The 20,494-nt window shown below is 57.0% G+C and carries 16 protein-coding genes; 12 read left to right on the top strand and 4 right to left on the bottom strand.

Features of this window, described 5'->3' with window-relative positions; genetic code table 11:
- Window positions 1-24 precede the first annotated feature (24 nt).
- Window positions 25-1,437, top strand: a complete 1,413-nt coding sequence (locus tag PO881_RS16175; RefSeq protein ID WP_280172076.1) for a PLP-dependent aminotransferase family protein — start codon at window positions 25-27, stop codon at window positions 1,435-1,437.
- Here the strand turns inward: PO881_RS16175 and PO881_RS16170 are convergent.
- Entirely contained in the window at window positions 1,434-1,916 is a 483-nt protein-coding gene (locus PO881_RS16170; protein WP_176971763.1) for a YlaC family protein, read from the bottom strand. The two genes, PO881_RS16175 and PO881_RS16170, sit on opposite strands and share 4 nt — an antisense overlap.
- Window positions 1,917-2,140: 224 nt before the next feature.
- Window positions 2,141-3,853 (bottom strand): FHIPEP family type III secretion protein, encoded by a 1,713-nt coding sequence (locus PO881_RS16165; protein WP_101761809.1) that lies wholly within the window; start codon window positions 3,851-3,853, stop codon window positions 2,141-2,143.
- Here PO881_RS16165 and PO881_RS16160 point away from each other — a divergent pair.
- From PO881_RS16160 to PO881_RS16135, 6 genes are all read left to right on the top strand, one after another.
- Window positions 3,831-4,742, top strand: coding sequence for a flagellar motor protein MotB (locus PO881_RS16160; RefSeq protein WP_280172075.1), 912 nt, complete (start codon window positions 3,831-3,833; stop codon window positions 4,740-4,742). The genes PO881_RS16165 and PO881_RS16160 overlap by 23 nt on opposite strands.
- Window positions 4,743-5,021: 279 nt before the next feature.
- Window positions 5,022-5,636 (top strand): cupin domain-containing protein, encoded by a 615-nt coding sequence (locus tag PO881_RS16155; RefSeq protein ID WP_101761810.1) that lies wholly within the window; start codon window positions 5,022-5,024, stop codon window positions 5,634-5,636.
- 110 nt (window positions 5,637-5,746) lie between these two features.
- Entirely contained in the window at window positions 5,747-7,186 is a 1,440-nt protein-coding gene (locus tag PO881_RS16150; protein ID WP_101761811.1) for a circularly permuted type 2 ATP-grasp protein, read from the top strand.
- Entirely contained in the window at window positions 7,180-8,109 is a 930-nt protein-coding gene (locus PO881_RS16145; RefSeq protein WP_280172074.1) for an alpha-E domain-containing protein, read from the top strand. Before PO881_RS16150 ends, PO881_RS16145 begins: the two co-directional genes overlap by 7 nt.
- Window positions 8,106-8,906, top strand: a complete 801-nt coding sequence (locus tag PO881_RS16140; protein ID WP_101761813.1) for a transglutaminase family protein — start codon at window positions 8,106-8,108, stop codon at window positions 8,904-8,906. Before PO881_RS16145 ends, PO881_RS16140 begins: the two co-directional genes overlap by 4 nt.
- A gap of 17 nt (window positions 8,907-8,923) precedes the next feature.
- Window positions 8,924-9,628 carry a proteasome-type protease gene (locus tag PO881_RS16135; RefSeq protein ID WP_101761814.1) on the top strand — a complete coding sequence of 235 codons (705 nt, stop codon included), beginning with the start codon at window positions 8,924-8,926 and terminating at the stop codon, window positions 9,626-9,628.
- Window positions 9,629-9,663: 35 nt separating this feature from the next.
- On the opposite strand, the gene PO881_RS16130 is transcribed toward PO881_RS16135, so the two are convergent.
- Complete coding sequence (locus tag PO881_RS16130) at window positions 9,664-10,284, bottom strand: response regulator transcription factor (protein ID WP_101761815.1); 621 nt, start codon at window positions 10,282-10,284, stop codon at window positions 9,664-9,666.
- 275 nt (window positions 10,285-10,559) lie between these two features.
- On the opposite strand from PO881_RS16130, the gene PO881_RS16125 reads away from it, so the two are divergent.
- The 5 genes from PO881_RS16125 to PO881_RS16105 all read left to right on the top strand — a co-directional run bounded on the left by PO881_RS16125 (window position 10,560) and on the right by PO881_RS16105 (window position 19,693).
- Window positions 10,560-12,260 carry a lysophospholipid acyltransferase family protein gene (locus tag PO881_RS16125; protein WP_280172914.1) on the top strand — a complete coding sequence of 567 codons (1,701 nt, stop codon included), beginning with the start codon at window positions 10,560-10,562 and terminating at the stop codon, window positions 12,258-12,260.
- A 566-nt stretch (window positions 12,261-12,826) separates the two neighbouring features.
- Window positions 12,827-13,894: an ABC transporter ATP-binding protein gene (locus PO881_RS16120; RefSeq protein ID WP_192236311.1), complete on the top strand. Its 1,068-nt coding sequence runs from the start codon at window positions 12,827-12,829 to the stop codon at window positions 13,892-13,894.
- Between the two features lie 49 nt (window positions 13,895-13,943).
- On the top strand, window positions 13,944-14,909 hold the full coding sequence (locus tag PO881_RS16115; RefSeq protein WP_280172913.1) for an ABC transporter substrate-binding protein: 966 nt from the start codon (window positions 13,944-13,946) through the stop codon (window positions 14,907-14,909).
- Between the two features lie 2 nt (window positions 14,910-14,911).
- On the top strand, window positions 14,912-16,648 hold the full coding sequence (locus PO881_RS16110; RefSeq protein WP_280172073.1) for an iron ABC transporter permease: 1,737 nt from the start codon (window positions 14,912-14,914) through the stop codon (window positions 16,646-16,648).
- A gap of 201 nt (window positions 16,649-16,849) precedes the next feature.
- Window positions 16,850-19,693 carry a bifunctional diguanylate cyclase/phosphodiesterase gene (locus PO881_RS16105; protein ID WP_280172072.1) on the top strand — a complete coding sequence of 948 codons (2,844 nt, stop codon included), beginning with the start codon at window positions 16,850-16,852 and terminating at the stop codon, window positions 19,691-19,693.
- 61 nt (window positions 19,694-19,754) lie between these two features.
- Here the strand turns inward: PO881_RS16105 and ftnA are convergent, their stop codons facing one another.
- On the bottom strand, window positions 19,755-20,261 hold the full coding sequence (ftnA, locus tag PO881_RS16100) for a non-heme ferritin (protein WP_137386484.1): 507 nt from the start codon (window positions 20,259-20,261) through the stop codon (window positions 19,755-19,757).
- Between the last annotated feature and the right edge of the window lie 233 nt (window positions 20,262-20,494).

The following is a 20,494-nucleotide window of genomic DNA, read 5'->3' as shown; positions in this document are numbered from 1 at the left end:
CAAATCCTCTACATCGGAGTTCGGGTGGCGAAATATCAGCAGTTGGTCGAGCAGCTTCGCACGCAAATCGAGGCGCGCATCTGGCCGCCGGGCGAAAAACTGCCGTCGCTACGTCAGCAGGCGGAGCAGAGCGGGTTGAGCCTGATGACGGTGATGCACGCCTATGAAGTGCTGGAGAGTCAGGGCTGGATCGTCTCAAAGCCGCAATCCGGCTATTACGTGGCGCCGCGCGCCGCCGAAAGCCGTCCGCGACTGCCCACGCAAGAGATCGGCAAAACCGATCAGGCGGATACCAACAGCTTCGTGTTCGACGTGCTGCAAGCCACGCGCAATCCCGCCATCATGCCGTTTGGCTCAGCCTTTCCCGATCCCGAACTCTTCCCGCAGCGCCAGCTGATGCGCTCGCTGGTAAAAGTCTCACACAACTTAAAGCCCACCGATGCGCTCAACAACCTGCCGCCAGGCAATGAAGCGCTGCGCAAAATTCTCGCCCAGCGCTACGCACAGCAGGGCATCACGCTGTCGCCGGATGACATCGTCATCACCAATGGCGCAATGGAGGCGCTCAATCTCAGCCTGCAAGCCGTCACCGAACCCGGTGATTGGGTGATCCTCGAAAACCCGTCGTTTTATGGTGCGCTCCAGGCGATTGAACGCCTCAAGCTGAACGCGATTGCCATCGCCAGCGATGTCGAACACGGTATGGATTTGCAGGAGCTGGAGCAGGCCTTGCAGCGCTGGCCGGTGAAAGCCTGCTGGCTGATGACCAACCGGCAAAATCCGCTCGGCTTTACCCTGAGCGCTGAGCGCAAGCAGCAGTTGGTGGAACTGCTGGCGCGCTACAACGTGGCGATGATTGAAGACGATGTGTACGGCGATCTGTATGAAGGCCATGACAAACCGCTGCCGGCTAAAGCTTTTGATCTTGATGGCAACGTGCTGCACTGCGGCAGTTTCTCGAAGAATCTGGTGGCGGGATTTCGTGTCGGTTGGGTCGCGGCCGGACGTCATGCGCAGCGCGTGCAGCGTATTCAGTTGATGAGCACGCTCTCGACCAGCGCGCCGATGCAGCTGGCACTGGCCGATTTCCTCAGCACGCGCAGCTACGATACGCATTTAAAGAAGCTAAGGCAGACGCTGGCTAAACGTAAGCAGCTGGCGCAACAGGCGCTGCGCCGGGTATTACCTGCTGAGGCCAGCATCAGCGATACGCCGGGCGGTTATTTTCTCTGGGTTGCGCTGCCGGCGCAGATCAATACCACTGAGCTGTATCATTTGGCCTTGCAGCAGGGCATCAGCATCGCGCCCGGCCAGCTGTTTTCCAGCCGCGAGGGCTTTAGCCACTGTTTCCGCTTCAACACCGCCTGGCCGTGGGATGAACGCGCCGAAGCGGCGGTAGAGACGTTGGGAAAACTGATTGCCGAGCTAAACGCTTAAACCTGGGCCGCCTGCTGGTGGCCCCAGGTGAGATAGTAGACGTCATAGAAATCCACTTCACCTTTCTGCTTCATCAGGCGATCAATGCCGCTGCGCACGCGATCCGGCGTGTGCGGATTATCGAGAATTTTGTCCAGCGCCTGCTGCGAAACCGGCTGCACGTAATACCATTCGCCGTTGTAGCACACGCGCAAATCCAGCGTATCGATATCTTCGAAGCGATATTTCGGGTTGATATCCATCAGCATCAGCACGCTCATCACCACCACAAACACCGTGGCAAACCAGAAAGCTGGCCAGCCGAGCATGTCGGTTGAAAAGATCAGCGCCACGCACAGCGCGTAGCACAGATACATGATGGCCCAGAGCCCCGGATGGGTTTTGAGGAAGGAAAAGCTAAAGCGCGGCAAATTATCACGCTGTCCTTCGCGGTTCAGCGTGGCGATTTCGTCGAGCAGGATTTGTTTGATCGCGTCCATTGTTCACCTCTAATTATCACTGCCTGCCAGTAAAGCACATAACAGTGAAGCGAATTAGAGACAGATTCGCTGTGTTTTTTTATAACAGTTGCGAGGGGCCGGTGTTTCCCTCACCCTAACCCTCTCCCGCAAGCGGGCGAGGGAACCGATTGAGCCCGTTCTAACTACCCTTTCTACTTGTGGGAAAGGGCCGGGGTGAGGGCATCAAGCCGCAGAGTAATAAATCAAGAAACCTGACCCACAATCTGCAAATTCGCATCATCGGGCACTTCGTTGTACGACAACACATTCAACCCATTGGCAAACAGACGGGCGTAGCGCGCAATCAGCGGGCGCAATTGCGGTGTTACCAGCAGCACCTGCGTCAGGTTCTGCGCTTTCAACTGCTCCACCATCACCGGCAGCGTGCTCTGCAGCTGCGTCAGAATATTCGGATCAACCGGGAAGCTATCCAGCGCCACTTTACCGGCTTGCTGTGCCTGATTCAGCGCCGCCAGCAGCAGATTCTCCAGGCTGTTTTCCAGCGTATAAGCCGACAGCGGTTTGTTGTCCGGCGCAATCGCCGCCACCATGGCGCGACGCAGGGCATAGCGTACATCGGAAGTCAGCAGGATCGGATCTTTGGTGATCGCCGCGCTCTCCAGCAACGTCGTCGCGATGGTGGTGATGTCTTTCAGCGACACCTGATCGTTCAGCAGCAGACGATACACCTTCAGCTGCAAGCTGTAGTTCACCGCCGCATTCACATCTTCCGACAGCTTAGGCGCCACATTCGCCAGACGCTGATGCAGCTGGGTAATGTCATCGTAGTTAAACAGCTCCGGCAGATTCTCGCGCACCACTTTATTCACATGGGTGGCCACCACGCTGGCGCAATCCACCACCTGATAACCCAGGTTCAGCGCTTTGGCTTTCTGCTCGGGCAGAATCCACGTCACCGCCATACCGTAGGCCGGATCGGTATCTAATACGCCATCGATTTCGCCGTACTGTTCCGGCGTCGGGATCGCCATCAGACGATCGGCATGCACTTCGCCGACGGCGGTGCGCACGCCATTGATCTTGATCGCGTACTGTGCCGGCTTGAGGTGGAAATCTTCGCGCAGCGCAATCTCCGGCAGCAGTACGCCGCTGGTTTCCGACACCACTTGCCGCACGCCACGCATACGCAGCGTCAGCGGTGCACCTTTGCCTTTATCCACCAGCGTCACCAGCTTGTAGCCAAGATTCAGCCCGATCGGCTCAACCATCGGGATAGTGTCCCAACCGATGGCGGGCTGATCGTCCGGCTGCGTCAGCGCCTGGTTGATCGCTTCCATAGCGTGATGATCTTGCGTCGGCGCTTTGATTTTCTGGCTTTGACGCCACGCAGCGAACAGTAGCAGGCCGGTAAATACCAGGAACACCAGATGCGGCATGCCCGGCACCACCGCCAGCACAAACATCACGGCCGCAGCGGTATACAGCGTACCTGGCTTAGCCAGCAGTTGAGACTTAATGTCATCGCCCATGTCCGCACCATCGCTGATGCGCGTCACGATAATCGCCGCCGCCGTTGAGAGCAGCAGTGAAGGAATTTGTCCGACCAGGCCATCACCGATGGTCAGCAGGACATATTGTTCGAACGCTTGTCCTGCCGGTAAACCGTACTTGAACACGCCAATCAAAATACCGCCAACCACGTTAATCAGCAGGATCATGATGCCGGCGATGGCGTCGCCGCGTACGAATTTGGACGCGCCATCCATTGCACCGTAGAAGTCGGCTTCGTTTGCCACATCCTGGCGACGCGTGCGCGCCTGTTCCTGATTGATTAACCCGGCATTGAGATCGGCATCGATCGCCATCTGTTTGCCTGGCAACGCATCAAGCGTAAAGCGCGCCGAGACTTCAGATATACGTTCGGCACCTTTGGTGACCACCACAAAGTTGATCATCAAACGCGGCGGCAAAAAGGCACACCATGCGCATCATGGCGGCGCGTGGAAAGTGGCCTTTGCGGACTTCACGTTGGCGATGATGGCGCTGTTTATGGTGCTGTGGATCATGGGCGCGGTGAGTGAAGAGGAGCGTAAAGAGATCGTCGCGCAATTGAACGGCACGTCGGTTTTTGATGGCACCAATTTCAATCCTTTTGACGTTGAGAACTCCGGCGGATCGGCGATTATCGGCGAAACCATGGCAATTTCCCCGCCGACGCAAACAGCGACTGTCAGCCAAGGTAAGGCTGACATCAGTTTGAACGCCGGCAGCAAGCCACAGGAAGATTTAGACAGCGTGCTGTCACGCTCGGATGCGGAGTTGGTGTTGTTACACAACCAGCTGCAACGGATGATCAACAGCTATAACGCGCAAAATTACCTGATGCTGGAAACCTTGCCACAAGGGCTGCGCATTCTGATTCAGGACGATCAGGATCGCATGATGTTCCCACGCGGTAGCGCGGTACTAACGCCATTCTTCCAGAAACTGCTGACCGAGCTCGGCCCGGTGTTTAACCGCATCGACAACAAAATCATGATCAGCGGCCACACCGATGCCGCGCAGTACAGCGGCAACGCCGCCTACAACAACTGGAATCTGTCTGGCGATCGTGCGCTGGCGGCACGCCGCGCGCTGGAGCGTGGCGGGCTGGAGAGTGCGCGCGTATTGCAGGTTAATGCCATGGCGTCACGCATGCCGCGCGATCATGACGATCCCATGAGTGCGCGTAATCGCCGCATCGAAATTCTGGTGTTAACCGATGCCGCTGCAGAAACTCTGTTCCAGTTTTATGGCCGCGAAGGGGAGAACGTTGTGAAACCTATCGCTGAGCGCCTGCGATAACCTGTCAGTGCCTTTGAATCGCTTTTTTTGATTCGGCCGGTGGCGAAATCCACCGGTTTTTTTTGTCTTAAATTCGTGCCGCTTTGCGGCCAGGTGCGCATAAATGCGCGCCAGTTATGGCGACCCTCATTCACCCGCACGAGATGTTAATTATGTTGCTAATAAATTTGGCTTTAGTTAGCTAAATCATTCTTTTTTGTGAATTTTGTTGGTGGGCGCACATTGCAATGCCACTTTGGTAAGCCACAATTAAGCATCGTGATTAACCGGAGAAAGAGTATGACTGCCAACCACTCCAGCCTGCTGTTACTGATGTCTTTCGCCGCCGGCACCTTTTCCGCTGGATCCTCCAGCAATCCGCAACATCTGATGCTGTCGCTGCCGTCGGGCGGCGTGCCCAATAGCCCGCTGCCGCTGATCATCTGGCCCGGCATTGTGCCGTATGACGATGAAAATCCGACGGAAGACAGCGCCGCCTGGTTTGAAAAAACCTTTACCCGCAACGGCTGGCCCGCCGCATGGCGTGCGCCGATCTTCCCTTATACGCATTACCATCCGAACACCCATGAAGTGCTGGGTGTTGCGGCTGGCTGGGCGGAAGTGCTATTCGGCGGCGACAGCGGTCGCATGGTGACGCTGCGTGAAGGCGATGCGGTACTGATCCCGGCGGGCGTCGGCCACAAACAGGTGTTTGCCTCAGAGGATTTTTTCACCGTTGGCGCCTATCCTGAAGGCATGTCCCCGGAAACCGTGCGTGATGAGCCGTCGCGTTTACGTGCGTCGAAGGAGAAGATCCAGCAGGTGCCGCTGCCATCCCGCGATCCTTTTACCGGTGGCGAAGGCGCGATGACGGAGATCTGGCTGCCAATCGCGCAGCAGCTAATGCACCAGTAAAGTGCAAAACAGCCATTTTCGTTGACGCGGCGCGTGTGCCTGCCGGGGCAAGCCTCTGGCACAGTTTGTGCAGGAGAGAGTGAGGTCCTCTGACAAGCGCCGGGTAAATCATGAAAGAAAGCTACCAGATAGCATCACAATTCTATGATGAGATGTGGCTGAGCGATGGCCAACACCGCGCTCACTACCAGCAATACTGGGAATGGTTACAACAGGCGGACAAAGAGGCCGTGGCGCGCAAACGTGAAGAAGCGGAACTGCTGTTTCATCGCGTCGGCATCACCTTCAACGTCTACGGTGATGACGGCGGCGCGGAACGTTTAATTCCTTTCGACAGCGTGCCGCGCATCATACCTGCCAGCGAGTGGGCGATGCTCGATCGCGGCATTCGCCAGCGGGTACAAGCCCTTAACGCCTTCCTGCACGACATCTACCATCAGCAACTGATCCTCAAAGCCGGCATCGTGCCCGCTGAACAGGTGCTGGTGAACGATCAATATCAGCCCTGTATGCAAGGCGTCGATCTGCATCGCCACATCTACGCGCACATTGTTGGGGTAGACATGGTGCGCAATAACGACGGCGAATATTACGTACTCGAGGATAATCTGCGCACGCCGTCTGGCGTCTCCTACATGCTGGAGAACCGCAAGATGATGATGCGCCTCTATCCGGAACTGTTCGCCGGGCAGCACATCGCGCCGGTAGAGCGTTATCCTTCGCATCTGCTGCAAACCCTGCGGGAAAGCTCGCCGGTCAACGATCCGGTGGTGGTGGTGCTGACGCCGGGCCGCTTTAACAGCGCCTACTTCGAGCACAGCTTCCTCGCGCAGCAGATGGGCGTTGAGCTGGTGGAGAGCGCCGATCTGTTCGTCAAAGATGGCGCGGTGATGATGCGTACCACCGCCGGGCCGTGCAAAGTCGATGTGATCTATCGTCGCGTTGATGATGCCTTCCTTGATCCACTGGCGTTCCGCCCGGATTCGATGCTTGGCGTGCCGGGCTTGTTGTCGGTGTATCGATCCGGCAACGTGGTGCTGGCGAACGCGATCGGCACCGGCGTCGCCGATGACAAATCGATCTATCCCTACGTACCGGACATGATCCGTTTCTATCTCGATGAGGATCCGATCCTCAATAACGTACCCACCTGGCAATGCCGCAAACCGCAGGATCTCACCTACGTGCTGGCCAACCTGGCGAAAATGGTGGTGAAAGAGGTGCACGGCGCGGGCGGTTACGGCATGTTGATTGGCCCGGTGGCGAGCCAGCAGGAGCTGAGTGATTTCCGCGATCGCCTCAAAGCGCGCCCGGAAAACTACATCGCGCAGGACACGCTATCGCTCTCCACGTGTCCAACCTTTATCGATAACGGCCTCGCGCCGCGCCACATCGATCTGCGCCCGTTTGCGCTGTGCGGCGCGGATATTCGTCTGGTGCCCGGCGGCTTAACCCGCGTGGCGCTGAATGAAGGTTCGCTGGTGGTGAACTCGTCGCAGGGCGGTGGCACCAAGGACACGTGGGTTCTGGAGGATGACGCATCATGCTAAGCCGCACGGCCAGTGGCCTTTATTGGATGGCGCGCTATCTTGAGCGCGCAGAACAACTTGCTCGCGTGTTGGATGTGACCAACCGTTTGTCGTTAATGCCAGTGCGCGGTGACCAGGGCGACGATCTGCTGCTGCCGCTTAATCTCACCGGCACGCGTGAACTGTTTGAAACCCTCAACGGCCGCTTCACCATGCCGCAGCTGTTCAACTTTTTCGCCCTCGACGATCGCAATCCGTGCAGCATTTTCAGCTGCTGGCATGAGGCGTGGAACAACGCGCATGCGGTGCGCGGCAGTTTGTCGTCGGAAGTGTGGGAGAGCATCAACTCGACGTGGATTGAGATGCGCAATACGCGGCGGCGCGGTATTACCAGCGCCAACGCCGATAGCTTTTTCGATTGGGTAAAAGAGCGCTCGCACCTGTTTCGTGGCGCGATGTTCGGCACCTTGCTGCGCGGTGATGCCATGAGTTTTATCCGCATCGGCACACTGATGGAGCGCAGCGACGGCACCGCGCGTTTGCTGAGCGTCAATCAGCAACTGCTGGAACAACAGTCCGATTCGGTGCGCGAATATTATCGCCTCGACACCTTGCTGCGCGCGGTGTCGGCGCGTGAAGCCTACAACGCCATCTTTAAGCAGCAGCTGTTGCCGGATCTGGTGAATGAGATGCTGATCCTGCGCAGTGAAAGTCCGCGATCGCTGCACTCCTGTATTGATGAGATCGCTACCCAGCTCGAGCAGATCGGCAGCAGCGGCGAAGATCGTCCGCGTTATCTGATCACCGTGCTGCTGGCGGAAATCAGGTTTAGTACCTGGGAAAGCCTGACGCAGGAAGGGTTAACGCACTGGCTCAATGCATTCCTGACGCGCCTGAACGCGCTGGCAGACAGCATCAATCACACCTATCTGGAGGCGAAATGAGACTGAACATCGAGCACAAAACCCGTTACGCCTATGAGCAGCAGGTGACACTCAGCACCCAGTATCTGCGTTTGACGCCGCAAAATTCGGTGCATCAGCAAATTATCTCGTGGGATTTGGAGCTGCCCTGCGCAGCCACCTGCACGCAGGATGCTTACGGCAACGTGATGCATGTGCTAACGCTGGATACGCCGCATCAGCAGCTTGATATCGCCGCGCGCGGTGTGGTGGAGATCCTTGATGCCGGCGAGTGGGCACCCGATCCGGAGTGCGCCTTGTCGCCGCTGGTGTTTCTGCGCGCCACGCCGCTGACGCTGCCCAATCCCGAGATCCGCGAGTTTGCCCAGCGCTACTGGCGGCCGGAAAAGCCGCTCGCCAGCCTGGAAAAGTTGATGGATGAATTGCTGCTGAAGATGCCGTATCGTCCCGGCAGCACCCAGGTAACTGATACCGCCGCGAAAGTATTTGCCGCAGGCAGCGGCGTTTGCCAGGATCACAGCCACGTGTTTCTCGCCTGCTGTCGCACTCTGGGAATTCCGGCGCGCTATGTAAGCGGCTATCTCTATACTGAAAACGTTGAGCACGTCGCCACTCACGCCTGGGTTGAAGCCTGGCTGGATGGCAGTTGGCACAGCTTTGATATCACCAATAATACCCGCAGCACGCGCCAGCATTTACGTCTGGCGGTTGGTGTGGATTATCTTGATGCCTGTCCGGTGCGCGGTATGCGGCTGGGCGGCGGCGGTGAAGATATGCTGGCGGTGGCTGCGGTGCTTCAGGTGCATGCGCAGCAGTAATCAGAACAGGCGTAACTATGACTTATTGTGTGGCAATGCGTTTATCGTCAGGGATGATTTTTGTCTCTGATTCGCGGACCAATGCGGGCGTCGATCATATTTCCTCATTCCGTAAACTGCATGTGTTTCAGGTCGATGATGAACGCACGCTGGTGCTGCAAAGCGCTGGCAATCTGGCTACCACGCAGAGCGTGCTGAGCCTGCTGCGACGGCATAACGGCGATAACGATCAACCCAATTTGCTGAATGGACGATCGCTGTATGACATTGCGCTGATGGTGGGTGAAACGCTGCGCGAGGTGATCAAGCGCGATGGCGAGGAGTTTGGCGGCACGCTGCTGCTGGGGGGACAGATTCGTGGCGAGGAGCCGCGTCTGTTCCAGATCTATCCGCAGGGCAATTTCATCGAAGCCAGCGTTGATACGCCTTATTTCCAGATTGGTGAGAGCAAGTACGGCAAACCGATTATTGATCGCGTGCTGCGCTATGAAACGCCGCTCAGTCAGGCGATGCAATGTGCGTTGATTTCAATGGATTCCACGTTAGCGAGTAATATTTCGGTGGGATTACCGCTGGATGTGATGGTCTATCGCACCGACAGTTTCAGCGATAGCGAGCAATATCACATCACCGAACAGCATCCCTATTTTTCACAAATTCGTCAGCTGTGGAGCAAAGGATTGTTGAGCGTGTTTTCGCAGCTGCCACCGTTAAAACTCTAATTGAGTGGGGTCGCCATTCATGGCGACCCGATCTTTCACACCAACTCATTCAATTTTGCTGTCATATTAATGCCACTAATCCCTTTTAAACCTAATTTACGCAGGATTTTTATTTTATAGGTACTCACCGTTTTACTACTGAGTTGTAATTGTGAGGCGATCTCTTTATTTGTCATTCCCGACGCCAGTTTCACCAATACCATCAGTTCCCGGCGCGTCAGGCTCATCAATTTTTCACTCTCAATTAACTCGTTTACCTCGGCCGCTTCCTCCGTTACCGGATAAAAACGCTTACCACATTCCACCTCTTTTATTGCGGTAAGGAGAGTGTCTAAATTGCCGCGTTTACACACATAGCCTTCCACGCCTAATTGCAAGCAACATCGTTGATAAAAAAGGCTTTCTGAAGCGGTATAAACAATGATTTTGAGGTCTGGCAACGCGCGCTTGATGTCCGTAATCAACGGAATGCCAGCGCGCCCAGGCATGGTGAGATCGAGCAGCAAAACGTCCGGACGTGTCCTATGCAGCTCGGTAATTAACAGATCGCTTTTATTAGCAGTGCCAGCGATGGCGTAGTGATATGACTGCAGTAATGCCTGAATGCCCGTACAGATTAACGGATGGTCATCAACAATAAATACCGAATGAATCATATGTGTAGCCCAGAGGAAAAAATAAAAAATAAACGCAAAGTTAAAACACCCTTTAACAAACTATTTAACTGGTGTGACCAGATTAATTCACGCTGCTTAACAATAAGCTTTAAGTCATGTCTTGAATTTGGGGTTTTAAGGTGAGTTTTTGTTTTTTATGCGCAAGAACAATGCAAGTGGCTGCTTTTTAGGCTCTCACGACGCTGCAGTCATAAATCTGAAAACAAGCCGTTTTAACGTCGAGGCGATAAACCGCTGCGTGTAAAAGGTGAATGATGTTTTCCGTTGATCAGCTTCTCGATACCTACTGGCCAGGTCATCAACCGGCAAACTGGCAGAAAAGCGCCCTGAAATGGGCCGTTCGCGAACATGAATTCCAGGCGTTTGCCGCCCGCTATCGTCACCTGAAAGGCGTGGATATGGTGGAGCAGGTACTGGAGCATCTTGATGTGCGCTGTGAACTGAGCGAGCGCGATTTGGAGCAGATACCCACGCGTGGCCCGGTGGTGATTGTTGCCAACCATCCGCTCGGTGCGCTGGATGGTTTAGCATTGCTGGAGGCGGTTTCGCAGGTGCGACGCGATGTGAAAATTGTCGCCAACCGCATGTTGATGATGCTGGAGCCGATCAACAACATGATGTTGCCGGTGGATAACATGGGCAACCGTACCAGCCGCGAACAGCTAACGCGCATGCAGCAGCATCTCGATAATCAGGGCGTGCTGATTATCTTCCCGGCGGGTGAAGTGTCGCGCCTTTCCAGCCGAGGCGTGCGCGATCGTCACTGGCATCACAGCTTCTTACGCCTCGCGGCCCGCGCTCGCGCGCCCATCGTGCCGGTGCACGTGGTGGGGCGCAACAGCCTGGCATTTTACGCCGCCGCAAAAATTGCCTCGCCGCTCGCGTTACTGATGCTGGTACGCGAAATGTTTCGTCAGCGCGGTTCGCGCATTAAGTTGCACATCGGCGAACAGATCCCGTTTGCCAACTGGCATGATGGCCACACGCCGGGCAAAGAGCTGGCGAAGCGGCTGCGCAAACATCTGTATCGCATTGGTCAGGGACGACGCGGCTTGTTTCAGACCGAAGCGGCGATTGCGCGGCCGGAAGATCGCGCCGAACTGAAAAAAGCGCTGATGGAGAGCGAGCGACTCGGCACGCTGCCGGATGGCAAGCAGATCTACCTGTGGCGACGCAACGGTGCCAGCTGGGTGCCGCTGCTGCGTGAGCTCGGGCGCTTACGGGAAGTGGCATTCCGCGCGGTGGGTGAGGGCAGCGGGCGTCGTCGCGACCTCGACAAATACGATGACGATTACTATCACCTGATTCTGTGGGACGACGATGCGCTGGAGATCGTCGGTGCCTATCGCTTTATTCCGGGCGCCGAGCAGCTGGAGCGTCGTGGGCTGGAAGGCATCTACAGCGATAGCCTGTTCCACTACGACGAGCGCATGTTGCCGATCATCAATCAGGGGCTGGAGCTGGGCCGCAGTTTTATTCAGCCTGCCTATTGGGGCAAACGCGGCCTCGATTATCTGTGGATGGGCATTGGTGCCTACATCGCTAAATATCCCGAAACCCGCTACTTATTTGGTCCGGTCTCGATCTCGGGCGGCATGCCGCTGGCGGCGCGCGATCTGCTGGTGGCGTTCTATCGTCTCTATTTCCCTACCGAACTGCCGCTGGCGACTTCACGCCGCCCTTATCCAGCCTCGTTACCGGAAGTGCTGGCGCAGTTCACCGGCGATAATTACAGCGAAGATTTACGCCGGTTGAAACATCTGCTGGCGAATCTCGGCACCGCCATTCCCACGCTCTACAAACAATATTCCGAGGTGTGCGAGCCGGGCGGCGTGCAGTTTATCGATTTCGGCAGCGATCCCGATTTCAATAACTGTATTGATGGCTTAGTGCTGGTGGATCTCACGCGAGTGAAGCCCGCGCGCTATGAGCGTTATATCGGCATGCATCTGTGAATCGCGTCATGCCGCTTAGTTAAGCACGGAGCGGCTTTCGTTCGCCTTGAACCTGGGCAGTTGCAGCACTTCGGTGCGGCGACCGAGCAGAGGACGCCTGGCCGCGCCCTCTGCACTCCCGGGCCTTGCGCCAGCCCAACCCGCCGCTTCGCGGTGCCTTCACTCATTCACGATTCCTGACGGACCGGCGGCGATTCGCTCCTGCTCAGCGCCGCCTCTCGCCGCATCTCTGCGGCTCGCCCTGGAATCTCTCATTCGTTCAGCGGGTTAGGATGTCGCCCCAACACCCGCGCTGCAGCAGTGGTGCGTATTCTTAACTCAAAATCGCTATGAATCCCCTGGGATTGCCATTCATGGCAACCAGATGCGCATAAATGCAGACTCTCGAAAAACCAAGCCAGGCATTCTGATACTGCTGGATGCTTAGCGGGCGATACCCCTGCGATGTCAGCGCGCTGCTTATCAGACAAGCATTACGCCATTTAGGGCGACCAGCCTCAATGTCATGGAATCGTCATCACAGTGTCGTAGGGTCTTAGCCGGACTGTTAGCGAAAGGCCAGAAACATGGCATCAATCACACTGCGCGGGCTGCGCAAATCCTTTGCGGCGCAGCCGGTATTGCAAGACATCTCGCTGCAGATTGCGCAGGGGGAATTTATCGCCGTATTAGGCCCGTCGGGCTGTGGCAAAACCACCTTGCTGCGCCTGCTGGCCGGTTTTGAAACCGCCGATGCCGGAGAGATCCACGTGGGCGAACGCTGCTTCGCTGCGCCGGGCGTGCATCTGCCGCCGGAAGATCGTCAGCTTGGCGTGGTGTTCCAGAGCTACGCACTGTGGCCGCATATGACGGTGGCGGAAAATGTTTCCTACAGCCTGAAAGTGAACGGCGTCGCGCGTGCCGAGCGCGAGCGCCGCACGCAGCAGGCGCTGGAGCTGGTGGGATTGGAAGCGTTCGCCGCCCGTCGTCCCGCCGATCTCTCCGGCGGTCAGCGTCAGCGCGTGGCGCTGGCGCGCTGTTTAGTGGCGCAACCGACCTTAGTTCTGCTCGATGAGCCGCTCGCCAACCTCGATGTCCACCTGCGCGCCACCATGGAAGAGGAGTTCCGCCGCTTCCATCATCACAGTCACGCCACCTTGCTCTACATCACCCACGATCAGCATGAAGCGATGGCGCTGGCCGATCGCATCGTGGTGATGGATGCCGGCCGTGTGATGCAGTTCGCCACGCCGCAAACGCTGTGGCGCGAACCGGCGAACGCCATGGTCGCGCGCTTTATTGACGACGGCAAAGTGCTGCCGATCAGCGATATCGAACCGCTCGGCGAGGGCCGCGCTTATGCCACGCTGTGCGGCCTGCGCGTGTCGTTACGCTGCGCGCCGCATCAGCGCCCGCAGCCGCAGGCGCAAGCCAGTTTTCACGCAGTCGATTTCCACTTAGCCGCGCCGGGCGAACCGCAGTTTGCTGCACGCGTGCAGCGGGTGATCTATCGCGGCGGCCACCATCAGCTCAACGTGACGCCGCTGGCCGCGCCCGAATGCAGCATCACGCTGCTGCTGGCCGATCAGCCTTTACCCGTTGTCGACGCCACTGTGGGGGTGGCGCTGCGTGACGGCTGGATTCTTCCTTATTAACCTCTTCAACCTTCAGGGAAATGCTATGCGTACGACGTTAAACGTGTTGATGTTAGCCAGTGGATTCGTGATCTCTGCCGCCAGCTTTGCCGACGAGGCGCCAGCAGGGAAATTGGTGGTTTATACCTCGCAGGCACCCGAAATTGCCCAGCAAACCATGGATGCGTTTAAAGCCGCCTATCCCAATGTGCAGGTCGAGTGGACGCGCAACGGCACCACGCAGTTAATGAACGTGCTGCGCACCGAAATGATGAGCGGCGAAGCCAGGCCGGATGTGCTGCTGATTGCCGACGCCATCAACCTCGGCGCGCTGAAAAACGAAAACCGTCTCTACAGCTACAGCGATGCGCCGCTTAGCCACATCAATCCATCGTTTTACGACAAAGACAAAACCTTCTTCGGCACCAAAATCATCGCCACGGTAATTGCCTACAACACCCAGCATGCGCAGCCGATTGATAGCTGGAACGCGCTGGCGGTGGAAGCCAACAAAGGGCAGATTGCGGTACCAAGCCCGCTTTACTCCGGCGCGGCGCTCTACAAGCTGCACACCGATATCAACACGCCGTCGATTGGCTGGAGCTTCTACAAGAAGCTAGCGGCCATCGGCATCGCGCCCCAGGGCGGCAACGGTCCGGCGCTGAAGGCGGTCGCCAGCGGGCTGGATAAGTACGGCATCATCACCGACGCCGACGTGATTCTGGCGAAGAAAAAGGGTTCACCGGTGGATCTGGTCTATCCCAAAGAGGGCGTGTCGTATGTCACCGAACCGGTTGCCATCATGAAAACCGCGCACAACCTGCCGGCCGCCAAAGCCTTCGTTAACTTTATGCTTTCCGAGCCAGGCCAGAAGCTGGTGGTCGAGCAGGGCAACCGTCCGGTGGATGATCGCGTCTCAGCACCGGCAGGCTTCACGCCGATCAATAAAATCAAGCTGCTGTCGCCGGACGTGGCGAAAGCGATCAAAGAAGATGCGGCAGTGCGCGATCGGTTCAGCGCACTGTTTGGTGGCTAAGCATGAGCGTGTTGAGCAACGAATGGCGCAATGTGGCGCGCAAAGCGCCGCGCGTTAACAGCGAACGGCTGATTCTGGCGCTGCTGGTGCTGCTGATTGGTTTGCTGTCGGTGGCGCCGCTGATGCGGCTGGTGTGGACCGCCATTGCGCCCAGCGGCGTGCCGGATATCGCACGCTTAACGCGCCTGCTGGCGAGCGATCGCGTGTTGATCGCCAGCGCCAATACGTTGCTCATCGCGCTCAGTTCTACTTTGATTTCCGTGGTGCTCGGCACCGCCGCTGCGTGGCTGGTGGCGCTTAGCGATCTGCGCGCCAAAACCGCGTGGGTGTTTGCGTTTATCCTGCCGCTGATGATTCCGCCGCAGGTGACGGCGCTGGCCTGGCTGCAGGCGCTGGCTCCGAGCAGTCCGCTGGCGCTGATGTTCGCCACGCTGGAGTTGCCGTGGTTTGCGCCCGGCGAGCAGCCGCTCTACACCTTAACCGGCATTGTGCTGCTGCTCGGCACGCACAATGCGCCGTTGGTGTTCCTCACCGTGCGCGCCGGTTTGCGTCGTTTGCCCGCCGATTTGGTGGAAGCGGCGCAGGCCAGCGGTGCGTCACGCGCGCGCATCCTGTTCACCATTGTGCTGCCGCTGGCGCGCCCGGCAATTTTTGCCGGTGCCGCGCTGACCTTCGTTGCGGCGGCGGGCAACTTCGGTATTCAGGCGATGCTGGGGATTCCGGCGCGCGTGCCAACGCTGATCACGCTGGTGTATCAACAGTTGAACGGCATTGGTGCGAGCGCGCTGCCAAACACCGCGGTGTATGCGTTATTGATTGCGGTGATTACGCTGGCGGGCATGGCGGCCAGCGCCTGGTTGGGCGGACGCCATGATGTGCGCGTCAACGGTGCACCGCGCCTGTGGCAGCAATCGCTGGGGCGCGGGCGTATGGCGGTTGAGGGCGTCGCCTGGCTGTGGATGGCGCTGACCTTGCTGTTGCCGCTCAGCGCGCTGTTGATCACCGCGCTCACCAGCGGTTTTGGCCAGGCGCTGAGCTGGCAAACGCTGACGCTGGAGAACTTCTGCGCCGCGTTGTGGGGTTATCCGGCGGTGCGACAGGCGTTTCTCACCAGCCTCGGATTGACCACGCTGGCGGCGCTGATTTTAACGGTTTGCGCGCTGTTTCTCGCCTACTTCCTCAGCTGGCGGCGAACTCCATTAGTGCGCGGATTGTGGCTGGCGAGTGAACTGACCTACGCGCTGCCGGGCATTGTCACCGGCGTGGCGGCGATGTTGTTCTTCCTGCGTCCGCTGCCGATCGTCAATGTCTCGCTGTATGGCACTGTGTGGATCATCCTTGCCGCCTATCTGGCGAACTTCCTCGCGCTGGTGCTGCGCCCAACGCTGGCCGGATTCGCCCAGCTGGAACCGGCATTAGATGAAGCGGCACGTTTGTGCGGCGCCGGTTTTCTGCGCCGCATGCGCGACATCTTATTGCCACTGGCGGCACCTTCGGCGCTGGCGGGCAGCGTGCTGGTGTTTCTCACCGCGCTGAATGAAATCCAGGTTTCGGTGCTGCTGGTCACCTCGCAAACGCAAACCATCGGACCGACCATCGTATTCCTTGATGAAGGCGGATCCGCGTCGCTGGCGGCGGCGGTGGGCTGCCTGATGATTGTGGTGGTTTGCTTATTAATGGCGGTCGCCACACGCCTGACGCGACGCTTGCCGCACGGCATTTTACCGTGGCAAGCGTAACGCCAGCCTGCCGTCAACGTATGATGATTTGTGAAGTATCCTACTGAACATTTTCTCGCCACTGCCGATAACTTACCTACCAACATTTGTCTGCGGATGAATAGCGCTTGTCAGCGCTGCGTATTTGCGCTTAAGTCTGCATGATAATTAAGAATTTTCTTAATTTTTCAACGATACCAGCCCAGCAATAGGCGAATAACAATGAATAATAACTCTGACGTCATGTACCGACTTTTGGTACAGAGCGTGGTGGATTACGCCATTTACATGCTCAAACCCGATGGCACGGTGGCGAACTGGAATAGCGGCGCGCAGCGCGCCAAAGGTTACACGCCCGATGAAATCGTAGGGAAGAATTTTGCGCTGTTCTACAGCGAAGCCGATCGTAAAAACGGCGCGCCGCAGCGCGGACTGGCGACCGCAACAGCAACCGGGCGCTTTGAAACCGAAGGCTGGCGTTACCGTAAAGATGGCAGCGCGTTTTGGGCGCATGTGGTGATCGACGCCATCCGCGATGAGTTTGGTGAGCTGCTGGGTTTTGCCAAAATCACCCGTGACTGCACCGAGCAGCAAGAGCAGCAGCGCAAACAGCGCGAGCAGGAACAGCGCTTTCGCATGCTGGTGGAAGGCGTCAGTGATTACGCCATCTATATGCTCGACTTGGACGGCAACGTGGAAAACTGGAACGTAGGCGCACAGCGCGCGAAAGGCTACGTTGCCGAAGAGATTGTTGGACAGCACTTCTCACGCTTCTACAGCGCCCAGGATCGTAAAAACCATATCCCGGAAAAAAATCTCACCACCGCCTTCAAAACCGGTCGTTTCGAAGACGAAGGCTACCGGTACCGCAAAGATGGCAGCGCATTTTGGGCACATGTCATCATTGACGCGATTCGTGATGATGCCGGCAAGCTGATTGGCTACGCCAAAATCACCCGCGACTGCACCGAACAACAGGCGCTGCTGCGTAAACAACACGAGCAGGAGAAGAACTTCCGTCTGCTGGTGGAAGGCGTGCGCGATTACGCCATCTATATGCTGGATGTGCAGGGCCGCGTGGTGAACTGGAACAACGGTGCACAGCGCGCTAAAGGTTATCTGGCTGACGAGATTGTCGGTCAGCACTTCTCGGTGTTTTACAGTTCAGCGGAACGTCATGCCAATGCGCCCGAAGCTAACCTCGGCATTGCGTTGAAAACCGGGCGTTTTGAAGATGAAGGCTGGCGCTACCGCAAAGATGGCTCGGCATTTTGGGCCCACGTTGTTATCGAAGCGATTCATGATGAAAGCGGCAAACTGATCGGTTTCGCCAAAATTACCCGCGATATCACCGAACGGCGTGAGAACGAGCAGCAGCTGCTGCGCGCACGGGATCTGGCGCAGTCGCAGAGCGCGAAAATGTCGGAGCTGTCGGGTTTTCTCGACACCATCATCAGCAATATTCCCTCGTGCGTGATCGTTGAAGATGCCATCAGTCGTGAAATCCTGATGGTGAATGACAAAGCTGAGCAGCTGTTTGGCATTAACAAAGCGCTGATCATGCACAAGCGCCCGCACGAATGTATGTCGGCGGAGCTGGGTGATTACTTCAACAGCCTGGCGGATGTGGCGCTGCGCAGCGAAGGCATCCACTCGCGTGAACAACTGCTGCTGACGGCGGGCGGCGAGCGCATTCTGCATACGCGTGCCACCACCATCAGCGGCAAAGATATGCGTCAGAACTACGTGATGCTGATTGTCGAGGACGTGACCGATCAGCGCGAAGCCGATGCGCGTATTCGTCATATGGCGCATCACGACAATCTCACCAGCCTGCCGAACCGCGTGCTGTTCCGCCAGAAGCTGAGTGAAGCGTTGCGCGTCGATAGTCAGAACCACCAGGTCAGCGCCACGCTGTGTCTCGATCTCGATAACTTCAAAAACGTCAACGATGCACTCGGCCACCAGATTGGTGATGACCTGCTGCGCGTGGTGGCGAAACGCCTGCGCAGCGCGCTGCGCGATCACGATACGCTGGCGCGCATTGGCGGCGATGAGTTTGCCATCGTGTTACCCAATGTTCGTGCTGCCGATGAAGCGGCGGTGGTAGCGCAGCGGCTAATCGAGGCGATTCGTCCGCCGATCAACGTTGAAGGGCATAATCTGTCGGTGGGCTTGAGCGTTGGCATCGCGCTCACCTCGCAGGCCACCAACACGCCGGAGCATATGCTGCGCTGCGCCGATATGGCGCTGTACGAAGCCAAACGTAATGGCCGCAATCGCTTCGAACACTTCACCATTGAGATGGACAATCAGGCGCGCAGCCGTCGCGTGATTGAGAACGATCTGCGTGATGCGATTTCTGGTCGTCAGCTTAAGCTTTACTATCAGCCGATTACCAACGAGCAGGGCATCATCGGCTATGAAGCGCTGATGCGCTGGCATCACCCGATCAAAGGGCTGATCATGCCGAACGATTTCATCCCGATCGCTGAAGAGACCGGTTTGATTCACATGCTCGGCGCCTATGCGCTGTATGAAGCCTGCCGCGAAGCGCAGAGCTGGAACACCGAACAATCGGTGTCGGTGAACCTGTCGCCGCTGCAGTTTAAAAACAGCTCGCTGGTGTCGGTGGTGGAAGGTGCGCTGCGGGAATCCGGGCTGGCGCCGCATCGGCTGGAAGTGGAGATCACCGAATCGGTGCTGCTGGACGACACGCTCGGTAATATCCGCACCTTGCAGAGTTTGAAAACGCTTGGCGTGCAGATTGCGCTGGATGATTTCGGCACCGGCTACTCGTCGCTCAGTTATCTGCGTTCATTCCCGTTCGACAAAATCAAAATCGATAAGTCGTTCATCAACGATATGGGCGACAGCCGCGAGGCGCTGGCGATTATCCGCGCCATTACCGGCATGAGCCGCAGCCTCGATATTCAGATTACTGCTGAAGGCGTGGAGAACGGCGAGCAGTTTGCGAAGCTGCGCGAAGAGGGGTGTACGCTATTCCAGGGCTATTTCTTTGGCCGTCCGCAGCCGTCGGAGTTGCGGTTGAAAGAGTTGGAATAGGCATAAAAAAACGCCCGACATGTCGGGCGTTCTCAATTTTTGCTGTGTGTAATCTTTATTATTATGCGCCGTGGCCGTCGACGGACATGTGGCCGAGATCTTTGTCCACCAGGAACAGGCCTTCGCCTTTGTTGCCGACCATCGCCAGTTTATCCAGCACGGTTTTGAACAGCTTCTCTTCTTCATGCTGCTCGGCAACGTACCACTGCAGGAAGTTGAACGTTGAGTAATCCTGGGTGGTTAAGGCGGTGTGCACCAGCTCGTTGATTTTTTTGGTAATCAGCTGCTCATGTTTCAGCGCTTCTTCCAGCACGTCGTTGAGTGAATTCCAGCTAATCGCCGGCGCCGCAATGCTGCCCAGCACCGGCAAAGCGCCGGCATCGCTGACGTAATCGAACAGCTTCTGCATGTGCTGCATCTCTTCGCGAGAATGCATTTTCAGGAATGAGGCGGCACCTTCATAGCCTTTATCGCAGCACCAGGCGCTCATCTGCAGATAGAGGTTGGCAGAGAAGAATTCGAGGTTCAGTTGGTCGTTTAAACGCGAGGTCATTTCAGCAGTTAACATGGCTGAGTCCTTTTTAATTTGTCAGGTGAAGTACGGCGAATTATGCATCAATCTATACTTTTTTGTGAAGGGTTTTTCGCAAAAAGGTTGAATTTATCTTATTGATTGTAAATGGAATTATTCCACATGTTGAATGCGAGGAGTTCTCATTTTTGACTAATTTTCATTCACGCTGGATTGATTATAGCTGCGCATCGGGCGATGCTGAGGCTTGCCTTTACTTGTCAGGAGCT

The organism is Pantoea sp. SS70 (genome assembly GCF_029866845.1).
Taxonomy (GTDB): domain Bacteria; phylum Pseudomonadota; class Gammaproteobacteria; order Enterobacterales; family Enterobacteriaceae; genus Pantoea; species Pantoea leporis.
Note: the sequence above shows the minus strand (reverse complement) of the source record. Positions and strands in the feature narration are given on the sequence as shown.